The organism is Burkholderia sp. Bp9143, assembly GCF_003853645.1.
Lineage (GTDB): Bacteria > Pseudomonadota > Gammaproteobacteria > Burkholderiales > Burkholderiaceae > Burkholderia.
This window is the reverse complement of the sequence record NZ_QTPO01000079.1, coordinates 13128-29917: the sequence shown is the minus strand read 5'-3', so window position 1 is coordinate 29917 and position 16790 is coordinate 13128. Positions and strand designations below refer to the sequence as shown.

16 protein-coding genes and 2 pseudogenes are annotated in these 16790 nt (G+C 64.6%); 6 read left to right on the top strand and 12 right to left on the bottom strand.

Annotated elements, in window-relative coordinates; translation table 11 throughout:
• Nucleotides 1–159, top strand: a pseudogene (locus DIE23_RS36630) (electron transfer flavoprotein subunit alpha/FixB family protein); the annotation flags it as partial.
• A gap of 21 nt (nucleotides 160–180) precedes the next feature.
• Nucleotides 181–573, top strand: a complete 393-nt coding sequence (locus tag DIE23_RS40565; protein WP_260436339.1) for a hypothetical protein — start codon at nucleotides 181–183, stop codon at nucleotides 571–573.
• A 277-nt stretch (nucleotides 574–850) separates the two neighbouring features.
• On the opposite strand, the pseudogene DIE23_RS40560 reads toward DIE23_RS40565, so the two are convergent.
• The 6 genes and pseudogenes from DIE23_RS40560 to DIE23_RS36595 form a co-directional block, all read right to left on the bottom strand.
• Nucleotides 851–970, bottom strand: a pseudogene (locus DIE23_RS40560) (DUF2384 domain-containing protein); the annotation flags it as partial.
• A 389-nt stretch (nucleotides 971–1359) separates the two neighbouring features.
• A complete protein-coding gene (locus DIE23_RS36615; RefSeq protein ID WP_185646604.1) occupies nucleotides 1360–1860 on the bottom strand; it encodes a prolyl-tRNA synthetase associated domain-containing protein in 501 nt (166 codons plus the stop codon).
• 68 nt (nucleotides 1861–1928) lie between these two features.
• Nucleotides 1929–3344: an aspartate ammonia-lyase gene (locus DIE23_RS36610; RefSeq protein WP_124617470.1), complete on the bottom strand. Its 1416-nt coding sequence runs from the start codon at nucleotides 3342–3344 to the stop codon at nucleotides 1929–1931.
• Nucleotides 3322–4323 (bottom strand): LysR family transcriptional regulator, encoded by a 1002-nt coding sequence (locus DIE23_RS36605; RefSeq protein ID WP_124617468.1) that lies wholly within the window; start codon nucleotides 4321–4323, stop codon nucleotides 3322–3324. Before DIE23_RS36605 ends, DIE23_RS36610 begins: the two co-directional genes overlap by 23 nt.
• A 21-nt stretch (nucleotides 4324–4344) precedes the next feature.
• Entirely contained in the window at nucleotides 4345–5724 is a 1380-nt protein-coding gene (locus DIE23_RS36600) for an MFS transporter (RefSeq protein ID WP_221623384.1), read from the bottom strand.
• 318 nt (nucleotides 5725–6042) lie between these two features.
• A complete protein-coding gene (locus DIE23_RS36595) occupies nucleotides 6043–7008 on the bottom strand; it encodes a helix-turn-helix domain-containing protein (protein ID WP_124617466.1) in 966 nt (321 codons plus the stop codon).
• Nucleotides 7009–7433: 425 nt separating this feature from the next.
• On the opposite strand from DIE23_RS36595, the gene DIE23_RS36590 reads away from it, so the two are divergent.
• Both DIE23_RS36590 and DIE23_RS36585 read left to right on the top strand, forming a co-directional pair.
• Nucleotides 7434–9032 (top strand): GMC family oxidoreductase, encoded by a 1599-nt coding sequence (locus tag DIE23_RS36590; RefSeq protein ID WP_124617465.1) that lies wholly within the window; start codon nucleotides 7434–7436, stop codon nucleotides 9030–9032.
• Nucleotides 9033–9073: 41 nt separating this feature from the next.
• Nucleotides 9074–10561 (top strand): NAD-dependent phenylacetaldehyde dehydrogenase, encoded by a 1488-nt coding sequence (locus tag DIE23_RS36585; RefSeq protein WP_124617463.1) that lies wholly within the window; start codon nucleotides 9074–9076, stop codon nucleotides 10559–10561.
• A gap of 90 nt (nucleotides 10562–10651) precedes the next feature.
• On the opposite strand, the gene DIE23_RS36580 is transcribed toward DIE23_RS36585, so the two are convergent.
• From DIE23_RS36580 to DIE23_RS36570, 3 genes are all read right to left on the bottom strand, one after another.
• Nucleotides 10652–10978: a hypothetical protein gene (locus DIE23_RS36580; RefSeq protein WP_124617461.1), complete on the bottom strand. Its 327-nt coding sequence runs from the start codon at nucleotides 10976–10978 to the stop codon at nucleotides 10652–10654.
• 201 nt (nucleotides 10979–11179) lie between these two features.
• Nucleotides 11180–12127 (bottom strand): aldo/keto reductase, encoded by a 948-nt coding sequence (locus DIE23_RS36575; RefSeq protein ID WP_124617459.1) that lies wholly within the window; start codon nucleotides 12125–12127, stop codon nucleotides 11180–11182.
• A 365-nt stretch (nucleotides 12128–12492) separates the two neighbouring features.
• Nucleotides 12493–13113 (bottom strand): LysE/ArgO family amino acid transporter, encoded by a 621-nt coding sequence (locus DIE23_RS36570; RefSeq protein ID WP_124617457.1) that lies wholly within the window; start codon nucleotides 13111–13113, stop codon nucleotides 12493–12495.
• A 106-nt stretch (nucleotides 13114–13219) separates the two neighbouring features.
• Between DIE23_RS36570 and DIE23_RS36565 the strand changes: the two genes are divergently transcribed.
• Nucleotides 13220–14113 (top strand): LysR family transcriptional regulator ArgP, encoded by an 894-nt coding sequence (locus DIE23_RS36565; protein WP_124617455.1) that lies wholly within the window; start codon nucleotides 13220–13222, stop codon nucleotides 14111–14113.
• A gap of 60 nt (nucleotides 14114–14173) precedes the next feature.
• On the opposite strand, the gene fnr is transcribed toward DIE23_RS36565, so the two are convergent.
• The 3 genes from fnr to DIE23_RS36550 form a co-directional block, all read right to left on the bottom strand.
• Nucleotides 14174–14920: a fumarate/nitrate reduction transcriptional regulator Fnr gene (fnr, locus tag DIE23_RS36560; protein ID WP_124617453.1), complete on the bottom strand. Its 747-nt coding sequence runs from the start codon at nucleotides 14918–14920 to the stop codon at nucleotides 14174–14176.
• A 178-nt stretch (nucleotides 14921–15098) separates the two neighbouring features.
• Complete coding sequence (locus tag DIE23_RS36555; RefSeq protein WP_124617451.1) at nucleotides 15099–15566, bottom strand: universal stress protein; 468 nt, start codon at nucleotides 15564–15566, stop codon at nucleotides 15099–15101.
• Between the two features lie 200 nt (nucleotides 15567–15766).
• Entirely contained in the window at nucleotides 15767–16177 is a 411-nt protein-coding gene (locus tag DIE23_RS36550) for a DUF3005 domain-containing protein (protein WP_124617450.1), read from the bottom strand.
• A 279-nt stretch (nucleotides 16178–16456) separates the two neighbouring features.
• Here DIE23_RS36550 and DIE23_RS36545 point away from each other — a divergent pair, with 279 nt between their 5' ends.
• Nucleotides 16457–16690, top strand: a complete 234-nt coding sequence (locus tag DIE23_RS36545) for a hypothetical protein (protein WP_124617448.1) — start codon at nucleotides 16457–16459, stop codon at nucleotides 16688–16690.
• Nucleotides 16691–16790: the final 100 nt, after the last annotated feature.

The window sequence follows — 16790 nt, the reverse complement described above, 5'->3', positions numbered from 1 at the left end:
ATCTCGGGTGCGATCCAGCACCTGGCCGGCATGAAGGATTCGAAGGTGATCGTCGCGATCAACAAGGATCCGGAAGCACCGATCTTCAGCGTGGCCGACTACGGCCTCGTCGGCGATCTGTTCTCGGAAATCCCTGAACTGGTGGCACAACTGGCGTAACAGTTTTCTTGCGAGGCCTTCTTGTTGGTGATGTTCGGACCCGGGGTGACGAATATGGGCGCGATGGAACGAATTCGCTTCGATGCAGCGGCGGCGGCCAATGCTGAAGATGCGTCAATCTGGCGTTGGTTTTCTGCGCTCCTCGAGGAACGCAGAATTCGATGGCGTTACATGTTTGACAGCTGGGTCGTGAATGTCGATCGTGCCCACGTCGCAACCGAGCAGAACTTCGACGATGCCATACGTGCAGCAAAACAGGCTGCGGAGCAACTGGGGCTCGGGTCAGCCGATGCGCACTTATCAGGAGGGAAATGGCGCGGACCAACAGAAACCGAGTCGCGTCGGCAACACGTGGCCAGAAGCAGCAGAGGTGAATCGGAAAGACGGAAGCCCGCTCAAGGCGCGGGCTTCTGAACAGGTGGGACGGAGATCATATCGCGGAAGCACGTCCACGCTGGTAAGCCCCGTTCCCTGTTTTCTGTTGCCGAACACGTAGCAGCGGAAAACGGGAGTAACCGCAACGAAGCAGTGTTGCAATTTCACCTCGTCATGGCGAACCCATTGGGTGTCCGGCGGGTCTGTTTTCGGAATTCCGTGGAGGACCGGTGCACGAGACCAGGTGTCGCAATCGTGCCTCGTCGGCAATAACCTCCCTTTCTACTGCCTATCTCGCTCTGAGCCGCGGCCGCTGTCACCCGGCGGCGCCTCCCTCGAGTGACGTTATGTATCGGAGCAAATCGTCCGTGCGTTGTTCCGACACTCGCTGTTCAGCGGTCTTGTAATTGAAGATCGCCAGCGGTTCGTTGCAGTACTGAACGTGCCTGATTTATTGATTTGTATAGGGGACGAAAGGCGGATTTGCTGAGTTCCTACAGCGCATGAGCGGCAGCGGGATTCACCTTTGGGCGGGCGCAGCTACTGTCCGACGAACAGGCGTAGTGGATGAGAGGAAGCGGTTTTGCTCGCCAAGGCCGGAAAACCTGCAGCGCTGCCGGACGTGTGCCGGGAGCGATATCGATACCGCCTTCACCGACCTTGACGAAGGACCGGGGGCGAACGGTACTCGACTTCACGAGGGGCATTGCATCACTCACGCCACATCGATTTCTTCCGTATCGAATTCAGTTATCCGAATTTTGAATTCGTCATTCGCAACGCTTGCCCCCGGTACGCCGACGCCTCGGTGAGCGAGATAACGCGTCAGGTCGCGTGTCGGGCCACGAGGATGTGCCATGCAGGGGCGTGATCAATGTCATGCAGGAAACGTTCGAAGTCGTGCCGCGAAAGTGCGACGGTCGCAGTGCTGTCGAGCGGATGAAACAGAAAAGTCTGCTCGTCGGCCAGCTCCGCATCGATCACAAGCCGGACCCGGCAGGCAGGATCGTTGACCAGCGCGAGCGGGCTCAACGATCCGGGCCGGACACCGAGCAGCTCGAACAAGCGGTCGGCCGACGCGAATGACAGGCGCTTGCTGTCCAGCGTGCCCGCGACCGCGCGCAGATCGAGCGACTTTTCCGCCGTCGTGACAACGAGGTACGAGTTGCCCTGCTTGTCCTGCAGCAGAAGATTCTTGCAACGGGCGCCCACGAGCGAAAGATCGAGCGTCCCGGATTCCGCCATATTGAGTACCTGCTCATGGTGCTCGCATTCGAACGGCACGCCTTGTTGCTCGAGCAGGTCGAGCAATTCATCCTTCTCCATCATGTCTCGTTCAGTTCCGAAGCGTTGAAATGGTCGGCCGCGACATCGCGCAGCCGACCAGGTATCGGTCACCGCGGTTCAAAGACCGGGTACGAAGCCTTGTCGATCTCCGACAAGGTGTCATGGCGCGACAGCAGACCGGACTCGTCGAGGATAACCGCCAACGGACGACCTTCCGCGACCGACTGCCTCGCAAGCTTGCTCACGCGCGCATACCCGATTTTGGGCACCAGGGCGGTGGCGATCGCCATCGAATCCATCAGGTGTTGCTCGTTGCGCGCGACGTCTGCCGACAGGCCGGCGACGCATTTCCGGGAAAACCGCTGAATGCCGTTGGTCAGCAGCATGATGCTGTCGAACACGCGCGATGCCACGACCGGTTCGAAATGATTGATCTCGAGTTCGCCGTACTGGACGGCTTGAGCCACCGCGACGTCATTACCGATCACGGCGAAGCTCAACTGGATCATCGCCATCGGCAGCACCGGGTTGACCTTGCCCGGCATGATCGACGACCCGGCTTGCGCCTCGGGCAGCCTCAGTTCCCCGAGCCCCCCAACCGGGCCCGACGACAGCACGGTCAGGTCCGACGCAATCTTCGCGAGGGCGGCCGCACAGGTCCGAAGCTCGCCCGAGACACGCGAGAAGACGTCCATGTTCTGCATCGCATCGAACGAATTGGTTGGTGCGACATAGTCGACCCCGGTGATCGCCGACAGATGCCTGAACGCCGCGGACCGATAGCCGGCAGGCGCGCCGAATCCGGTACCGATGGCCGTGCCGCCCAACGGGAGCGTGCGCAGTTTGTCGCGCACGGATGCCAGCTCTTCCGCCAGGCGTCGGGTGAGCGATGCATATCCGCCGAAGAGTTGGCCGAGGCGCATCGGTTGCGCATCCTGCAGACACGTCCGCCCGAGATGGAGAATGTCGGCAAACTCAACCGCCTTTTCATCGAACTGCCCGGCCAGATTGCCGACCTCGGCAATGAGCGGCCCGAGCATCGCGTATGTCGCAATCTTCATCGCGGCCGGATAAACGTCGTTCGTGGACTGCGAGCGGTTGACATGGTCGTTGGGATGAACCACCTCGTACGAACCGGCCGCATGCCCGAGAATCTGTTGCGCCCGGTTCGCGATCACTTCATTGAAATTCATGTTCGTCGACGTTCCGCCCGAACCCTCGAGCAGATCGACGATGAGAGAGTCGAACAATTTGCCGTCGATGATCTCCTGGCACGCTTGTCCGATCGCATCGCACACTGCGTGCGTGATCACGCCGTTGTCGCGATTCGCGAGCGCGGCCGCCCATTTGCATTGGGCGAAGGCCACCGGGAATGCCGCATGGTGTGCAATGCCGAGCGGCGATACCGTCAGGTTGTCGACGCCGCGTACCGAGTTGACACCATACAGTTTGCCGGCCGGGATCGCGACTTCACCGACATAGTCGCGTTCGGTACGGGTTTCAGTTCTGGCCTGGTTGTTCATGTGAGTTCCTGATTCCAGCATCAATGAGTTGTTCGATTTCCTGACCGAGTGCCTTTCTCACACGTGGCAGGAAGGACTGTTCGATGACGACACATGCGGTGTCGCACGCATCTTCGAAGAAGGCGCTGTACTCGTCGCGGCGCGCCACCAGATACAGCGATCGTTCGAGGCCCAGTCTGTCGACGACGTGAGTCGCGACCTGGTCCGCATAGGCGGCCCCTTGCAGCAGACACATCGGTGAAGTCACGGCCCATCCGATGCCTTCGGCGACCATCGAAGTGAGCGCATCGGCGTTGTCGAGCTCCAGTCGGGCCGGCGTGCGCACTTCGATTCGCCGCAGATAGCGCTCGATCTGCATACCGACCTGTGAACTTCGGTTGAAGCGCACGATCGGCAAAGCGTTCGCCAGCGCCCTGATATCCTCGACCGTCCGGACCGGCCGACGAAAATCCCTCGGCGTAATCACGAGATATTTCTCGGAAAGCAGGCGGAACCGCACGACGTCATTGGCATCGATCAGTGCATCGCTTGTCACGATGAGGTCGAGATCGCGTCGCAGCAGCGCCTCTCCTTGCTGTGGACTCAACCCGGTACGTATCGACAGTTGCGAGACCTTTCCCAGCAGCTGCTTCGTAAAGACCGATCCGCAGGTCGCCGCGAACGAGTCGACCAGTCCGATGCGCAGGTCGGGCTTGATTCCTTGCCCGGCTTCGACCACCTGCGCCTTGAGATTGGCGATCTCCTCGCTCAGCACCGCGCCCCGGTTCCTCAGCGCGATGCCGAACGGCGTCAGGGCGAGAGGACGCGTCGTTCGATTGACGAGCACGACGCCCAGTTCATCCTCGAGCTGCCGGACGATCTGCGAAACGCCCGACTGGGAAATGCCCATCCGGGCGGCGGCGCCCGACATGCTGCCTTCCTCGGCAACCGCGACGAAGACTTGTACGGCATACATATCGATAGGCTTGTTGGCCGACATGACGGGCTCCGATGAGTACGATCAGCCGTGGCGATGGGTCGCCTGCAAGCGGGCGTTGCGCGAGCCGTCGGCCGTCGATTCGTCCTCGCCTTGCCCCGCGCTCATATCCGACAGGTTTTCCCCGCCGGTTTCAGGTGCGAACAAATGGCAGAACACGCCGCCGAACACCAGCACGGCCACGCATGAGCCGAGGGCTGCATGAATGCCGACGTGCTGTACGGCCACCGGCAAGAGGAACGTGCTGATCGCCGAGCCGAATCGGCTGGAAGCGACAGCCAGCCCGACGCCGGATGCACGCAGATCGGTCGGAAAAAGCTCGGGCGGGTAGACGAACTCGAGATTCGCGGCGGCGGAAAGAATGCAGGCAAACAGGCCGAATGCGAGTATCGTGCCGATCGGTCCGAATCCGGCATACGCCAGCACGGCAAGGCCCAGTGCGGCGAGATAGAAGCTTCCGATCAGGAACGCGCGGCGCGACAACCTGTCAGCGATCAGTAATCCGAAGATTGCGCCTGCGAACAGCAGAACGTTGTATACGAGCCCGCCGACGAAACTGTCCTTGACCTGCAGCGCCTGGAGCACCTTCGGAGAAAACGTTCCCAGCGCGAAATACGGGATGACCTGGCACGTGTAAAACACGCAGCCGACCAGCGTGTTCTTGCGCCAGCGTGAGGAGAACAACGCCGACCAAGCGCCGCGACGTTGCTCGTGCGTTGCCGGCGACGCACGAAGGACCGTGTCCGGACCCAGCTTCGCGCGAATGATGGCGAGGGCCTCGTCCTTTCGCCCGCGTTTCATCAGCCACATGGGCGACTCCGGCACGCCGACGCGGAACGGCAGGATCAGCAGTGCCGGCAGACCGCTGGCGGCCAGCATGATTCGCCATGCGTCGGGGCCGATGTCACGAATCGCGAAGCCGGCAAGGTACGCACCCACATAACCGGCCGCCCACGCCGCGGCGAGGACGCTCAGCAGCCGGCCGCGATAACGGCGTGGTGCGAATTCCGTGACGAGCGACTTGCTCACGACGTAGTCGGCACCCAGGATGAGGCCGAGGAGCACGCGCAAGACCAGCAGCTGGGCCGGCGACGTGACGAAATACTGCGCTGCCGATATCGCCGCAAAGAGCAGCATGTCGAACGCGAAGATGGTTCGTCGACCGTACTTGTCCGCGACAGGGCCCGCCAACATGCTCCCGAAGAAAAGCCCGGCAAGGGACGCCGCGCCCAGCGCACCCATCCAGAGCGCATTCAGGTGAAGCGTCCCGGCCGCCATGCTCACGGCGATGCCGATGATGCCCAGCACGAACCCGTCGCTGAACTGTCCGCCGGTGCCGCTGAACGCCACTCGCAAATGGAAGCCGCGCAGCGGAACGTCTTCCATCAAGATCTGCTTGCTCACTTTCGTCTCCTGAAACGCTGGTTGTCGCCGAGGCGTTTGGTGCGCCTTCGGAAAACCAGTGTAGGGACTCAAATTCACAAAAACAGCATGTCTCTAGCCAGTATCAGGAATCCTACTACTCTGTCGCGCAGCCGTTGAAGATGAGCGTCATGTGCGTCGATGGGGAGCGAAATCGGATGGAACTGCCCGGGTCAGGAAAAGAGTTCCATATCGCTCGAATGGTGCCGGTCGAGAGGGTGACGTGCAAAGGGGAAGGAAGTACCTGTTCACGAAGCCGGACGTCGTCATCGTGGTTCATCGACGACGACCTCGTTGGCGCTATCCATTTTGCTTCGAGCCGTCCGACATACTCCGGTACGCATCCCGATACGCCCCCGGACTACACCCGAACCGCGCCTTGAACGCGCGCCCGAAATGCGTGATGTCGGAAAACCCGCACGCGATCGCGAGTTCCAGCAGCGTGCGATTGGTATCGGCCGGATCTTCCAGCGCCCGGCGGCTCGCCTGCAGCCGGTACTCCTGAATCAGGCTCTGCGGCGTCCGCTCGGTTGCAGCTAAAGCGCTGTACAGCGTGCGCCGCGACACGTTCAGCGCGCTCGCCAGCTTGTCCGGCGACAAGTCGGGATCGCTGTAGTGATGCGACAGATAGATTTCCGCATTCATCCGCAGCGTCGCGCTGCGTGCATCGGCGCCGGTCAGCGAATCGCTCGCTTCACGGCGGATCACCGAATCGAGCAGCATCAGCGTCGACTGCTCGAAGCCGAACAGGCTTTCCGTATCGTTCGGCACCTGCCCGTCCATCAGGTAGTGGATCGATTGAAGCGCCAGTTGCGCATTGCCGACAGTCCGGCGCACCTGCACGCCCGCGCGCTCCACGAACCAGCGCCACATCGTGCCGCTTCTCGGCGGCGTCAGCGCGGCGACGAAGCGCGACGCGTTCGCCGACTCGATCGTGTACGGCTGCGTCGCATCGTAGATCACCCACTCGCCGGGATTGACGGTCGACGTCGCGTTGCGCTGCGTGACGCGGCTTTGTCCGGCGATCTGGAACAGGATCTTGTAGCAGTCGCTGTCGGCGCGCGACGCGAGCGCGCGGTCGCGATCGACGCGGATCGCGGTGGTGTTGACGTCCGCCATGCGCAGGCCGCCAACCGTGGCAACCCGCACCGACATCCGGAACTGCGGGCCGGTGTCGTGAAAGACCAGCGGCAGGAAGCTGTCCGCGATCAGGGCGCGCAGATTCGCGTTGCTGTTGCTGGCGTCGACGACGAGTTCGTGTGCCATTGCCGGAAGAGGGAGAGGGCCGGGGAACGCGTCAAGGTTAATGCAAACGGCCGGGACGCGCGTTCAGACCCGGCCATTGTCGGGAGCCCGGTCCCGCGGCGTCAATCGTGGTTTCTCCACGTGTTCCAGAGCCGCCACCGCGCGGCGGTATTGATCTGCACGCTGAAGCCAAAAGTGTGCACGCAACGCCGATTGGCGCAGGTGGCGCGTCCCTAGAATCGAACAGCGGTCGGCAAGCTGTCCTGTCGAATCGGGCGTGCGCTCATACGCAGCTCGTCGGCGCGTCGAATCGCACGGGCTGGCTCGCGCCATGAAAAACCACCACCGATTTTCAAGGAGACCCTGCCGAAGGCCGGGCGACGAACGCATGCGGCGGCAGCGCGCGCCGGCGGACGTGGCACGGACGACCGCGGGCGCATACCAGGATGTCCGATAGAACTTTCGATTACATCGTCATTGGCGCCGGTTCGGCGGGCTGCACGATCGCGACCCGTCTCGTCGAGCGCCGCAAGGGCACCGTGCTGCTGCTGGAGGCGGGCGGTCACGACAAGGACCTTTTCATCCACATGCCGGGTGGGCTGGCGAAGGCCATTCCGCGCCACACGTGGCCGTATGCGGCCGAGCCGTCGGACGACGTGAAGGGTCGCTCGATCGCGGTGCCGCAAGGGCGCGTGCTCGGCGGCTCGAGTTCCGTCAACGGGATGTTGTACGTGCGCGGGCACCGCAACGACTACGACCGCTGGGAGACCGAGTTCGGCTGCAAGGGCTGGGGCGCGGACGACATGCTGCGCTACTTCGCGAAGGCGGAAAACAACGAATCGCTGACGGCGCCGTTTCACGGCAACAAAGGGCACTTGCAGGTCACCGAGATCCGCTATCGCCATCCGCTGTCGCAGGCGTTCGTGCGGGCGGGCCAGCAGATGGGGCTCGACTACCTGGTCGACTACAACGGCGAGCGGCAGGAGGGCGTCGGGTTCTATCAGGCGACGATCTTCAACGGCGAGCGCGGCTCCACGGCGGCGACCTACCTGAAGTCGATCCGGAACCGTCCGGAATTCAGTCTCGAGGTCGATGCGCTGGTCGAGCGCGTCGAAATCGAGGGCGGCCACGCGACCGGTGTCACGTATCGGCAGGGTAACCGTCGCGTGACCGCGCGCGCCCGCGCGGAAATCATCGTGTCGGCCGGCGCGATCGGCTCGCCGAAGATCCTGCAGTTGTCCGGCATCGGGCCGCAAAAGGTGCTCGAGGATGCCGGCGTGCAGGTCAGGCACGTGCTGCCGGTGGGCGAGAACTTCCACGATCACCTGCACATGTCGGTCAACGCGACGATCCGCACGCCGGTGTCGCTCTACGGCCAGGACAAGGGATGGCGCGCGCTGAAGCACGGCATCCAGTGGAAGTGGTTCCGCTCGGGCATCCTGACTTCACCGGTGCTCGAAGGGTTCGCGTTCGTCGATACCTGCGGGCAGGGGCAGCCGGACGTCCAGTTCCACTTCCTGCCGACGATCGATTCGTTCGACGACCCGATCGGCGTGACGGCGGGGCGCACGCATGGCATCACGATCAAGACCGGCCATCTGCAACCGCATTCGCGCGGCCGCGTGGCGATTCGCTCGTCGAACCCGCAGGCGTTGCCGCGCATCGATGGCCGTTACCTGGCCGATCGCCGCGACGTCGACGGCCAGATCCGGGCAGCGAAGCTCGCGCTGAAGATCCTGCGCCAGCCGGCGCTCGCGGATCACGTCGACGAGATCTTCTCGCCGGACTGCCCGCCCGACGACGAAGCGGGGATCGAGGACTGGGTGCGCGGCGCGGCGAAGACGGTCTATCACCCGGTCGGCACGTGCCGCATGGGCGCGGATGCGGCGGCGTCCGTCGTCGACACGCAACTGCGCGTGCACGGTATCGCGGGGCTGCGCGTGGCCGACAGCTCGGCGATGCCGAGCATCCCGAGCGGCAACACGAACGCGCCGACCATCGCGCTCGCCGAAAAGGCGGCGGACCTGATCGCCGGCGCGATCTGATCGGGCTTTTCACATTCAATTGGAATACCGGAGAAATACAGATGGCACTGGTTCGGATGCTGGACGAAGTCAACGCGTTTCTCGCGCGTGAACATGGTCATTACATCGACGGCCGCGCGGTGGCCGGCCGCGGCGAACGGATCGACGTGCGCGATCCGTCGACACGCGCGGTGATCGGCTCCGTCGCGCAGGCGACCGACGACGACGTCGAGGCCGCGATCGCGTCGTCGCATCGCGCGTTCCGCGGCGAGTGGGCCAACCTGACGCCGGCCGATCGCGAGCGCATCCTGCTGCGCTTCGCCGACCTGATCGACGCACACGGCGAAGAGATCGCGCAGATCGAGACCGCGCAGTCGGGCAAGCTGATCGGGCTGTCGCGCGTGATCGAGGTCGGCTGGTCGGCCCGCTGGCTGCGCTATTACGCGGGCTGGGCCACGAAGATCGCGGGCGAAACGCTGGCCCCGTCGTTCCCGAGCATGAACGGCGAGCGCTATACGTCGTTCACGCTGCGCGAACCGCTGGGCGTCGTGTTCGGGATCATTCCGTGGAATTTCCCGGTGATGATCCCGGTGTGGAAATTCGGCGCGGCGCTCGCGACCGGCAACACGGTGCTCATCAAGTCGTCGGAGTTCACGCCGCTCACGATGCTGCGCATCGCCGAGCTGGCGACGGAGGCCGGCCTGCCGCCCGGCACGCTCAATGTGATCAACGGCACCGGCCAGGTCGGCGCGAAGGTGATCCGCGATCCACGCGTGGCGAAGGTGTCGTTCACGGGTTCGGTGCCGACCGGCCGCATCATCGGCGAGGAAGCCGTCAACGCGAACTTCACGCGCTTCACGCTCGAGCTGGGCGGCAAGAATGCGGCGGCGTTCCTGCCGGATACGCCGGTCGACAAGATTCTCGACGGCATCGTCGAAGCCGGGTTCCTGCATAGCGGGCAGGTGTGCGCGTCGGCGGAACGCTTCTTCGTGCATCGTTCGAAGTTCGACGAAGTGGTCGAGAAGATGAAGGCGCGCCTCGACAGCTTCCAGCCGGCCGACCCGATGGACGACGCCGGGATGATCGGCCCCGTCTGCAACGAGCCGCAGTTCCGCAAGTGCCTCGACGCATTCGAGCTGGCGCGCACGGAGGGCGACACGATCGTCACCGGCGGCGGCGCGTATGCGCGTGACGGCTTCTACGTGAAGCCGACGATCGTGCTGCCGCGCTCGCTGGAATCGGCTTCGTATCGCAAGGAGATCTTCGGGCCGGTCGGTGCGTTCGTGCCGTTCGACGACGAGGAAGAACTGATCGCGATGATGAATGACACGCCGTTCGGGCTGACCGCGAGCCTGTGGACGAACGATCTCTCGAAGGCGTTGCGCTACGTGCCGCGGATCGAAGCCGGCACCGTATGGGTGAACATGCACACGCTGGTCGACCCGGCCGTTCCGTTTGGCGGCGCGAAGGGCTCCGGTATCGGCCGCGAGTATGGCTCGTCGTTCATCGACGCATATACCGAGCCGAAATCGGTGACGATTCGCTTCTGACGGCGTAGCGCCAACGTAAAACCCGCCCGGCGTGAACCGGGCGGGTGTTTATGTTCGGAGTATGTTTTTCAGTTGCGTGCGGGGCTTGACTTACTTTGGCGAATCGATTGGCAGTCGGAGTGAAATATCCTGCTCGTAACCCATCTTGCTCGCAATGCCGCACCGGTCTGACAGCGTATAGACGCCGACCAGCATGTGCGTCTTCGTGCGGAGCCGCATCGGGATATCGACGGTGCCGTCGAGCTGAAGGTGATCGCGATCGTTGTCGTCCAGTCGGCCGACTTTTCGTACCAGCCCGCATCGGACACGGCCGGTGCGCACGCGAGCAGCGCGGCGACAGTTGCGGAGAACGGGCGAGTGTAGCGGGAGCGACGGGGGTTCCGGGTCGTGGGCGGCGATTTCGTACGTTGTGTTCATTCGCATTCCCGGACACGGGTTCGAGCGTGTCGAGCCGCAAGGCCGGCGGGACGCACGCAATTGTATCGATCCGCCACGCCCGGATTGCGTGCATCCATTCGAGCATCCGCGAATTCGGTGACACGACAGCGCACATGACGCAGGCCGGTCCCTGAACCGCCGCACTGCGCGATTCCATCGACCGGCCCGCCTTGGACAACGTCAGACCGCGCTGGCCTCGTCGATCTTGCGGATATCTTCATCATCGAGCTTCACGCGGATCGCTTCGCCGAGCAACGCGAGCTGCGCGAGCGACGTCGCGCTCGCGATCGGCGCGGTGATCGTCGGCCGCGCGATCTGCCACGCGAGCGCGATCGCGGCCGGTTGCGTGCCGTGCTTCGCCGACACGTCGTCGAGCGCCGCGAGAATGCGCAAGCCGCGCGCATCGAGATAGCCGGCGACGCGATCGCCGCGCACGCTCTTCTTCAGGTCGGCCTCGCTGCGATACTTGCCCGACAGGAAGCCGCTCGCGAGCGCGTAGTAGTTGACGACGCCGAGCTTCAGGTCGCGCACGACCGGTTCGAGATCGCGCTCGTAGTCGGCGCGGTCGATCAGGTTGTATTCCGGCTGGATCACCTGGTACGCGGGCAGGCCGTTGCGCTTGCTGATGTCGGCGGCTTCGCGCAGGCGCGCGCCGCTGTAGTTCGACGCGCCGATGATGCGCACCTTGCCCGCGTCGATCAGCGTCTGGTAAGCGGCGAGCGTTTCTTCGAGCGGGGCCGTGTCGGCGAGATCGCGGTGCGAGAAATACAGGTCGATGTAGTCGGTCTGCAGGCGGCGCAGCGAATCGTCGGCGGCCTTCAGGATGTTGTCCTTCGTCAGGCCGGCGCGCGCCTCGAGCAGGCCGACCTTGGTCGCGATCACGATCTGGTCGCGCTTGCCGGAACGCTTGAGCCACTTGCCGATGATCGTTTCCGATTCGCCGCCGCGGTTGCCGGGCGCCCAGGCCGAATAGACGTCGGCCGTGTCGATGAAGTTGATGCCGGTGTCGGCGAGCGCGTCGAGCAGCGCAAACGATGCGTTTTCGTCGACGGTCCAGCCGAAGACGTTGCCGCCGAAGGCGAGCGGGGAAACCTGGATGTCCGACGTGCCGAGGGTACGTAGTGCCATGTTGCTCTCCGGAGTCTGAGGGGTGACGGGTTGGAACGACGGGATTGGCCGGGATGAAGGCGACGGGACGGCGGTCGGGTGAAGCGCTTTCGCCGTTGTCGCGGGATGCCGGAACATTCTCGCCGATCGACCGGAATCGTGCAGCGGGCGCGCGGCCGTGAAGACGGAGGAATTGCAGCGGATGGCGGACGCACCGTCCGCTATGTGGATGATCCGTGCGGCTGCATTCGATCGGGAACTGAATTTTGCGGCGGCTGGGCGCGGCGGGGCAACGGAGAGAGACGGACGTAACGTGCCACTTCGCCTCAGAGGAACGAAAAACGGGCGGCAAGTCGCCGCCCGCGATCGATCAGTGACCCATGCCGTTATCGCAGCTGCACGGCCGCCAGGAACAGCACCATGCTGCCGATCGCGCCATCCAGCACGCGCCACGCAACGGCCTTGCGGAACCACGGCGCGAGCAGACGCGCACCGTATCCGAGCCCGAGGAACCACACGACGCTGACCGACATCGCGCCGATCGCGAAGGCGAGACGCGAGCCTTCCGGCTCGCGCGCGCCGGCCGTGCCGATCAGCAGGAACGTATCGAGATACACGTGCGGATTGAGCCACGTGAACGCGAGCGTCATCAGCACGATCGCGACCGCGCTCTGCGGCGGCGGCGCGATGGCGTCGCCGCGCACGTCGAGCGCGTCGTGTCCCGGCTTGAACGCGCGGCGCAGCGCGTTGAAGCCGAACCATGCGAGATACGCGAGGCCGACGTACAGCACCACGTGAACGAAGGTCGGGTAGCGTTCGACGAGGACCGACGCGCCGCCGACGCCGGCGCCGATCAGGATCATGTCGGACAGCGCGCACAGCAGCACGATCTTGCCGACATGCGAGCGCATGATGCCCTGCCGGAGCACGAATGCGTTCTGCGCGCCGATGGTGACGATGAGCGATCCGCACAGGGCGGCGCCGTGGGAAAAAGCGATCCAGTTCATGATGGGGAGCGGTGACGCGGTAGACGGGTGAATCGGTTAGCGCTAGTCTGCGGTCAGCCGGAACATAAGAGAAGCTAATTCACCTAATGCCGATTAAGGAAAACTAATGCTCGACTACGCATTGCTCGATGCCCTCGCCGCGGTGATCCGGCACGGTTCGTTCGAACGGGCGGCCAAGGAGCTGAACGTCACGCCGTCGGCGGTATCGCAGCGCGTGAAACTGCTGGAGGAGCGCGTCGGCAGCGTGCTCGTCAAGCGCGGGCAGCCGTGCGTCGCGACGACGTCGGGCGCGCTGCTGTGCCGGCACACGGAGCGCGTGCAGTTGCTCGAGGCCGAACTGGGCGGCCGGATGCCCGCATTGCCGGGTCAGATCGCGAGCGCATGGCCGACCTTGCGCGTGGCCGTCAACGACGACAGCGTCGCGACCTGGTTCATCGATGCAGTCGGGCCGTTCTGTACCGAGCGCGAGACCTTGCTCGACCTCGTGATCGACGACCAGGACCATACGGCCGCGCGCATTCGCGACGGCAGCGTGCAGGGCGCGGTGACCGCGCAGGCCGAGCCGATCCAGGGGTGCCGGTCGACGCGGCTCGGGCGCATCCGCTATCGCGCGGTGTGTTCGCCGGCGTTTTACGCGCGCTATTTCGGCGCCGGCATCACGCGCGATGCGCTGCGCCGCGCGCCGTGCGTGATGTTCAATTCGAAGGACGGCTTGCAGGCGCGCTTCATCCGGCGCGTGACGCGCGCGGATCTCGATCCGCCGCAACACTGGATCCCGCACGTCGCGGGCTACCTGCGCGCATGCGAAACGGGGCTGGGATGGGGAATGTGCCCGGACCGGATGGTCGATCGCCAGCTGGCGGCCGGCGAACTGGTCGACATGTCGCGGGGGCGGACCGTCGATATCGAGCTGTACTGGCAGAGCTGGCGCCTGTCGATCGGCTGGCTCGACGACTTCAGCGCGGCGCTCAAGGCGCGCGCCGCGCTGTTTCTCGACTGATCGAGGCGGGAACGGTGGCGGTTGGCGGGCGGCGGCGCGCAGGTCACGCGCCGCGCGGGGTCAGACGTGGTGCAGGCCGTCGAAGTCGACGATCTGCACGAGGCGGCCGTGCATTTCGATCAGGCCGCGCTTCTGGAACTTCGACAGTGTGCGGCTGACCGTTTCGAGTGTCATGCCGAGGTAGCTGCCGATGTCTTCGCGCGTCATCCGCAGGTTGAATTCCGACGGCGAGTAGCCGCGCTTCAGGTAGCGCGACGACACGTCGAGCAGGAACGCGGCGACGCGCTCTTCGGCGTTCAGCGAACCGAGCAGCATGGTTTGCGACGTTTCGCGCACGATCTGCTCGCTCATCAGCTTGTGCATGCGCAGCTGCATCGTGCCGGCTTCCGAGCACAGTGACTTGAGCGCGCTGTACGGAATCACGCAGACCGAGCTGTCTTCCAGCGCGACCGCGGTGCGCGGGTGCGTGTCGTCGCAGATGCCGTCGAGACCGAGCGCTTCGCCCGCGAGGTGCAGGCCGGTGACCTGCTCGCGGCCGTCGTGGCGCGTGGCGACGGTTTTCAGCGAACCCGAGCGCACGGCGTACAGGTTGTCGAAGGTGTCGCCTTCGCGGAACAGCGCTTCACCGCGCTTGACCGGGCGCGCCGCGCAAATGACCGATTCGAGGCGGCTGAGCGCTTCGGGTGCGAGGCCCTGCGGCATGCACAGGTGCCGCATTGCGCACGACGAGCAGTGCGGGGCCTGGCGGGGAGCCCAGCTGCCTGCATGGGACGGGGCGGCGGGGCGCGTGGCGACGGGCGTCAACATGATCGTTTACTCCGGCATTGAATCGACGGAATCATTGTCCCACCGCAAGTTACCGCTGTCGGGTGACAAAACGTCGCGACCGCGCGCACATGCCGCAGGCATCGCAGCGGCATGCGTGCAGGCATGCCGTTGCGCGTGCGCGCCGCGACGCGCACGCCGATGCTGACGCCGATGCCGCTCAACCTTCCTGACCGTCCGTATGCGCGGCGGCCGGGATCAGCAGCACGGGCAGCGTCGCATGCCGCACGCACTGTTCGGCGATGCTGCCGAGCACGAGGCGACGGAACCCGCGGCGGCCGTGCGTGCCGAGCACGAGGAGGTTGGCGCCGAACGCTTTCGCACCGTCGAGGATCAGCGTCGACACGTCGTTGAGCGACGACGCCTCGCTCATCAGCGTCTCGCCCTTCACGCCGGCCGCCTGCATCAGCTTCGCGAAATCCGCCGCGAGCGCATTGCCCTGCGCGACGAGCTGGTCGCGCAGCACGGACGGGTCGTAACCCGGCACGTTGTAGTAGATCGCGGCGTTTTCGACGACGTAGAACGGCTGCAGTTCGGCTCCGTGCTCCTTCGCGAGCGCGAGGGCGGCATCGAACGCGTGGCGGGACGTGTCGCTGCCGTCGATGGCAACCAGAATGCGCTTGTACATAGTGTCTCCGAGTGGCGGGTTGAACGGAAGCGGCCGAACGGCCGAGCCGGCCGTGCGTCGCTGCGAGGCAGCGTAAACCAACGGCAGGGACTTTGCAGCGACGCGCGGGCCGTCGCGAGCGCGCACGCCGATCCGTCGCCATCGGCCGTCGGTACCGCTTCAACCCGCCAAACGAACGATCGATTCAAACGCCGGGTGCGTTACCGCGGCACCGTGGTGATTTCGATCACCCGTTCCGGCCGGCGTCCGTGGCCGGGCCAGTGCGCGCTGCCGTACATCCGGTGAACCGGGCCGTACGGCGCGTCGCCCGCATGCGACGGCGCGTCGAACCCCTTCTCGATCACCATGTAGCCGTCCCGCAGCGCGAACGCCGGATGATTGCCGCCCGGCCGGCTGTCGAAGCCGGCGAAGCCGTCGCCGGCCTCGGGCATCGCGTTGACGAGCGACGCGTTGCTGCACGTGACCTGGTCGGGCGAGAAGGCGCCGCCACTCGCGAGACGCGCCGCCTCGCGATTCTTGCCGTCGGTGTCGACGGTGCTGTCGTGCGTGTCGTCGTTGTCGAGTTCGATGCTGCGCGGATGCGCGGCGTGCGCTTGAGCTGACGTTTCCATCACGGCTCTCCTGGCGGCGAAGCGTTCCGGATCGAAGCAAATCCCGTTCCGGGCAAGACGGGAAGACGGCGCGCGAGCGATCGCCGCAGTCGCGTGGCGCGCGCTGATTTGTCATGATTTATTTCAGCTAGAAGACCCGTTTCCTACAGAGTATGATTCATTTCCTGCGAAGCGGCGACAGGGGATGCAGTTCTCGCCGACTCTGCCCGCACGGGGCGACGCAGCACCCTTAAAGAGGGGTAGTGAACAACAAAGCAAGGGACTAGAGGTGGCGGATTCATGCAAGCGACTACTGCTTTCACGCACCGCGGTTATCTGTTGAACTGCGCGCCCGCGCGCGCCACTGACGGGTCGTTCAAGCCCTACGTCGTGATCTCCCGATCGAGCGACGGCGAGCTCGTCGCGAACCGTTTTTTTCCGACCGAGCTCCAGTTCAACGACGAAGGCGACGCGATCGCGCACGCGCGCGACTGGGCCGTGCGCTGGATCGACGCGAGCAGCGTCACGGTCTGACGCCGTCGCGCGGCGGCAGCGTCGGCCGTCCGGCCGATCCCCCGGCGTGCCGCTGCCGGACGAAAACGCGGTAATCTTGTGGAACCCGTCACTTTATTAG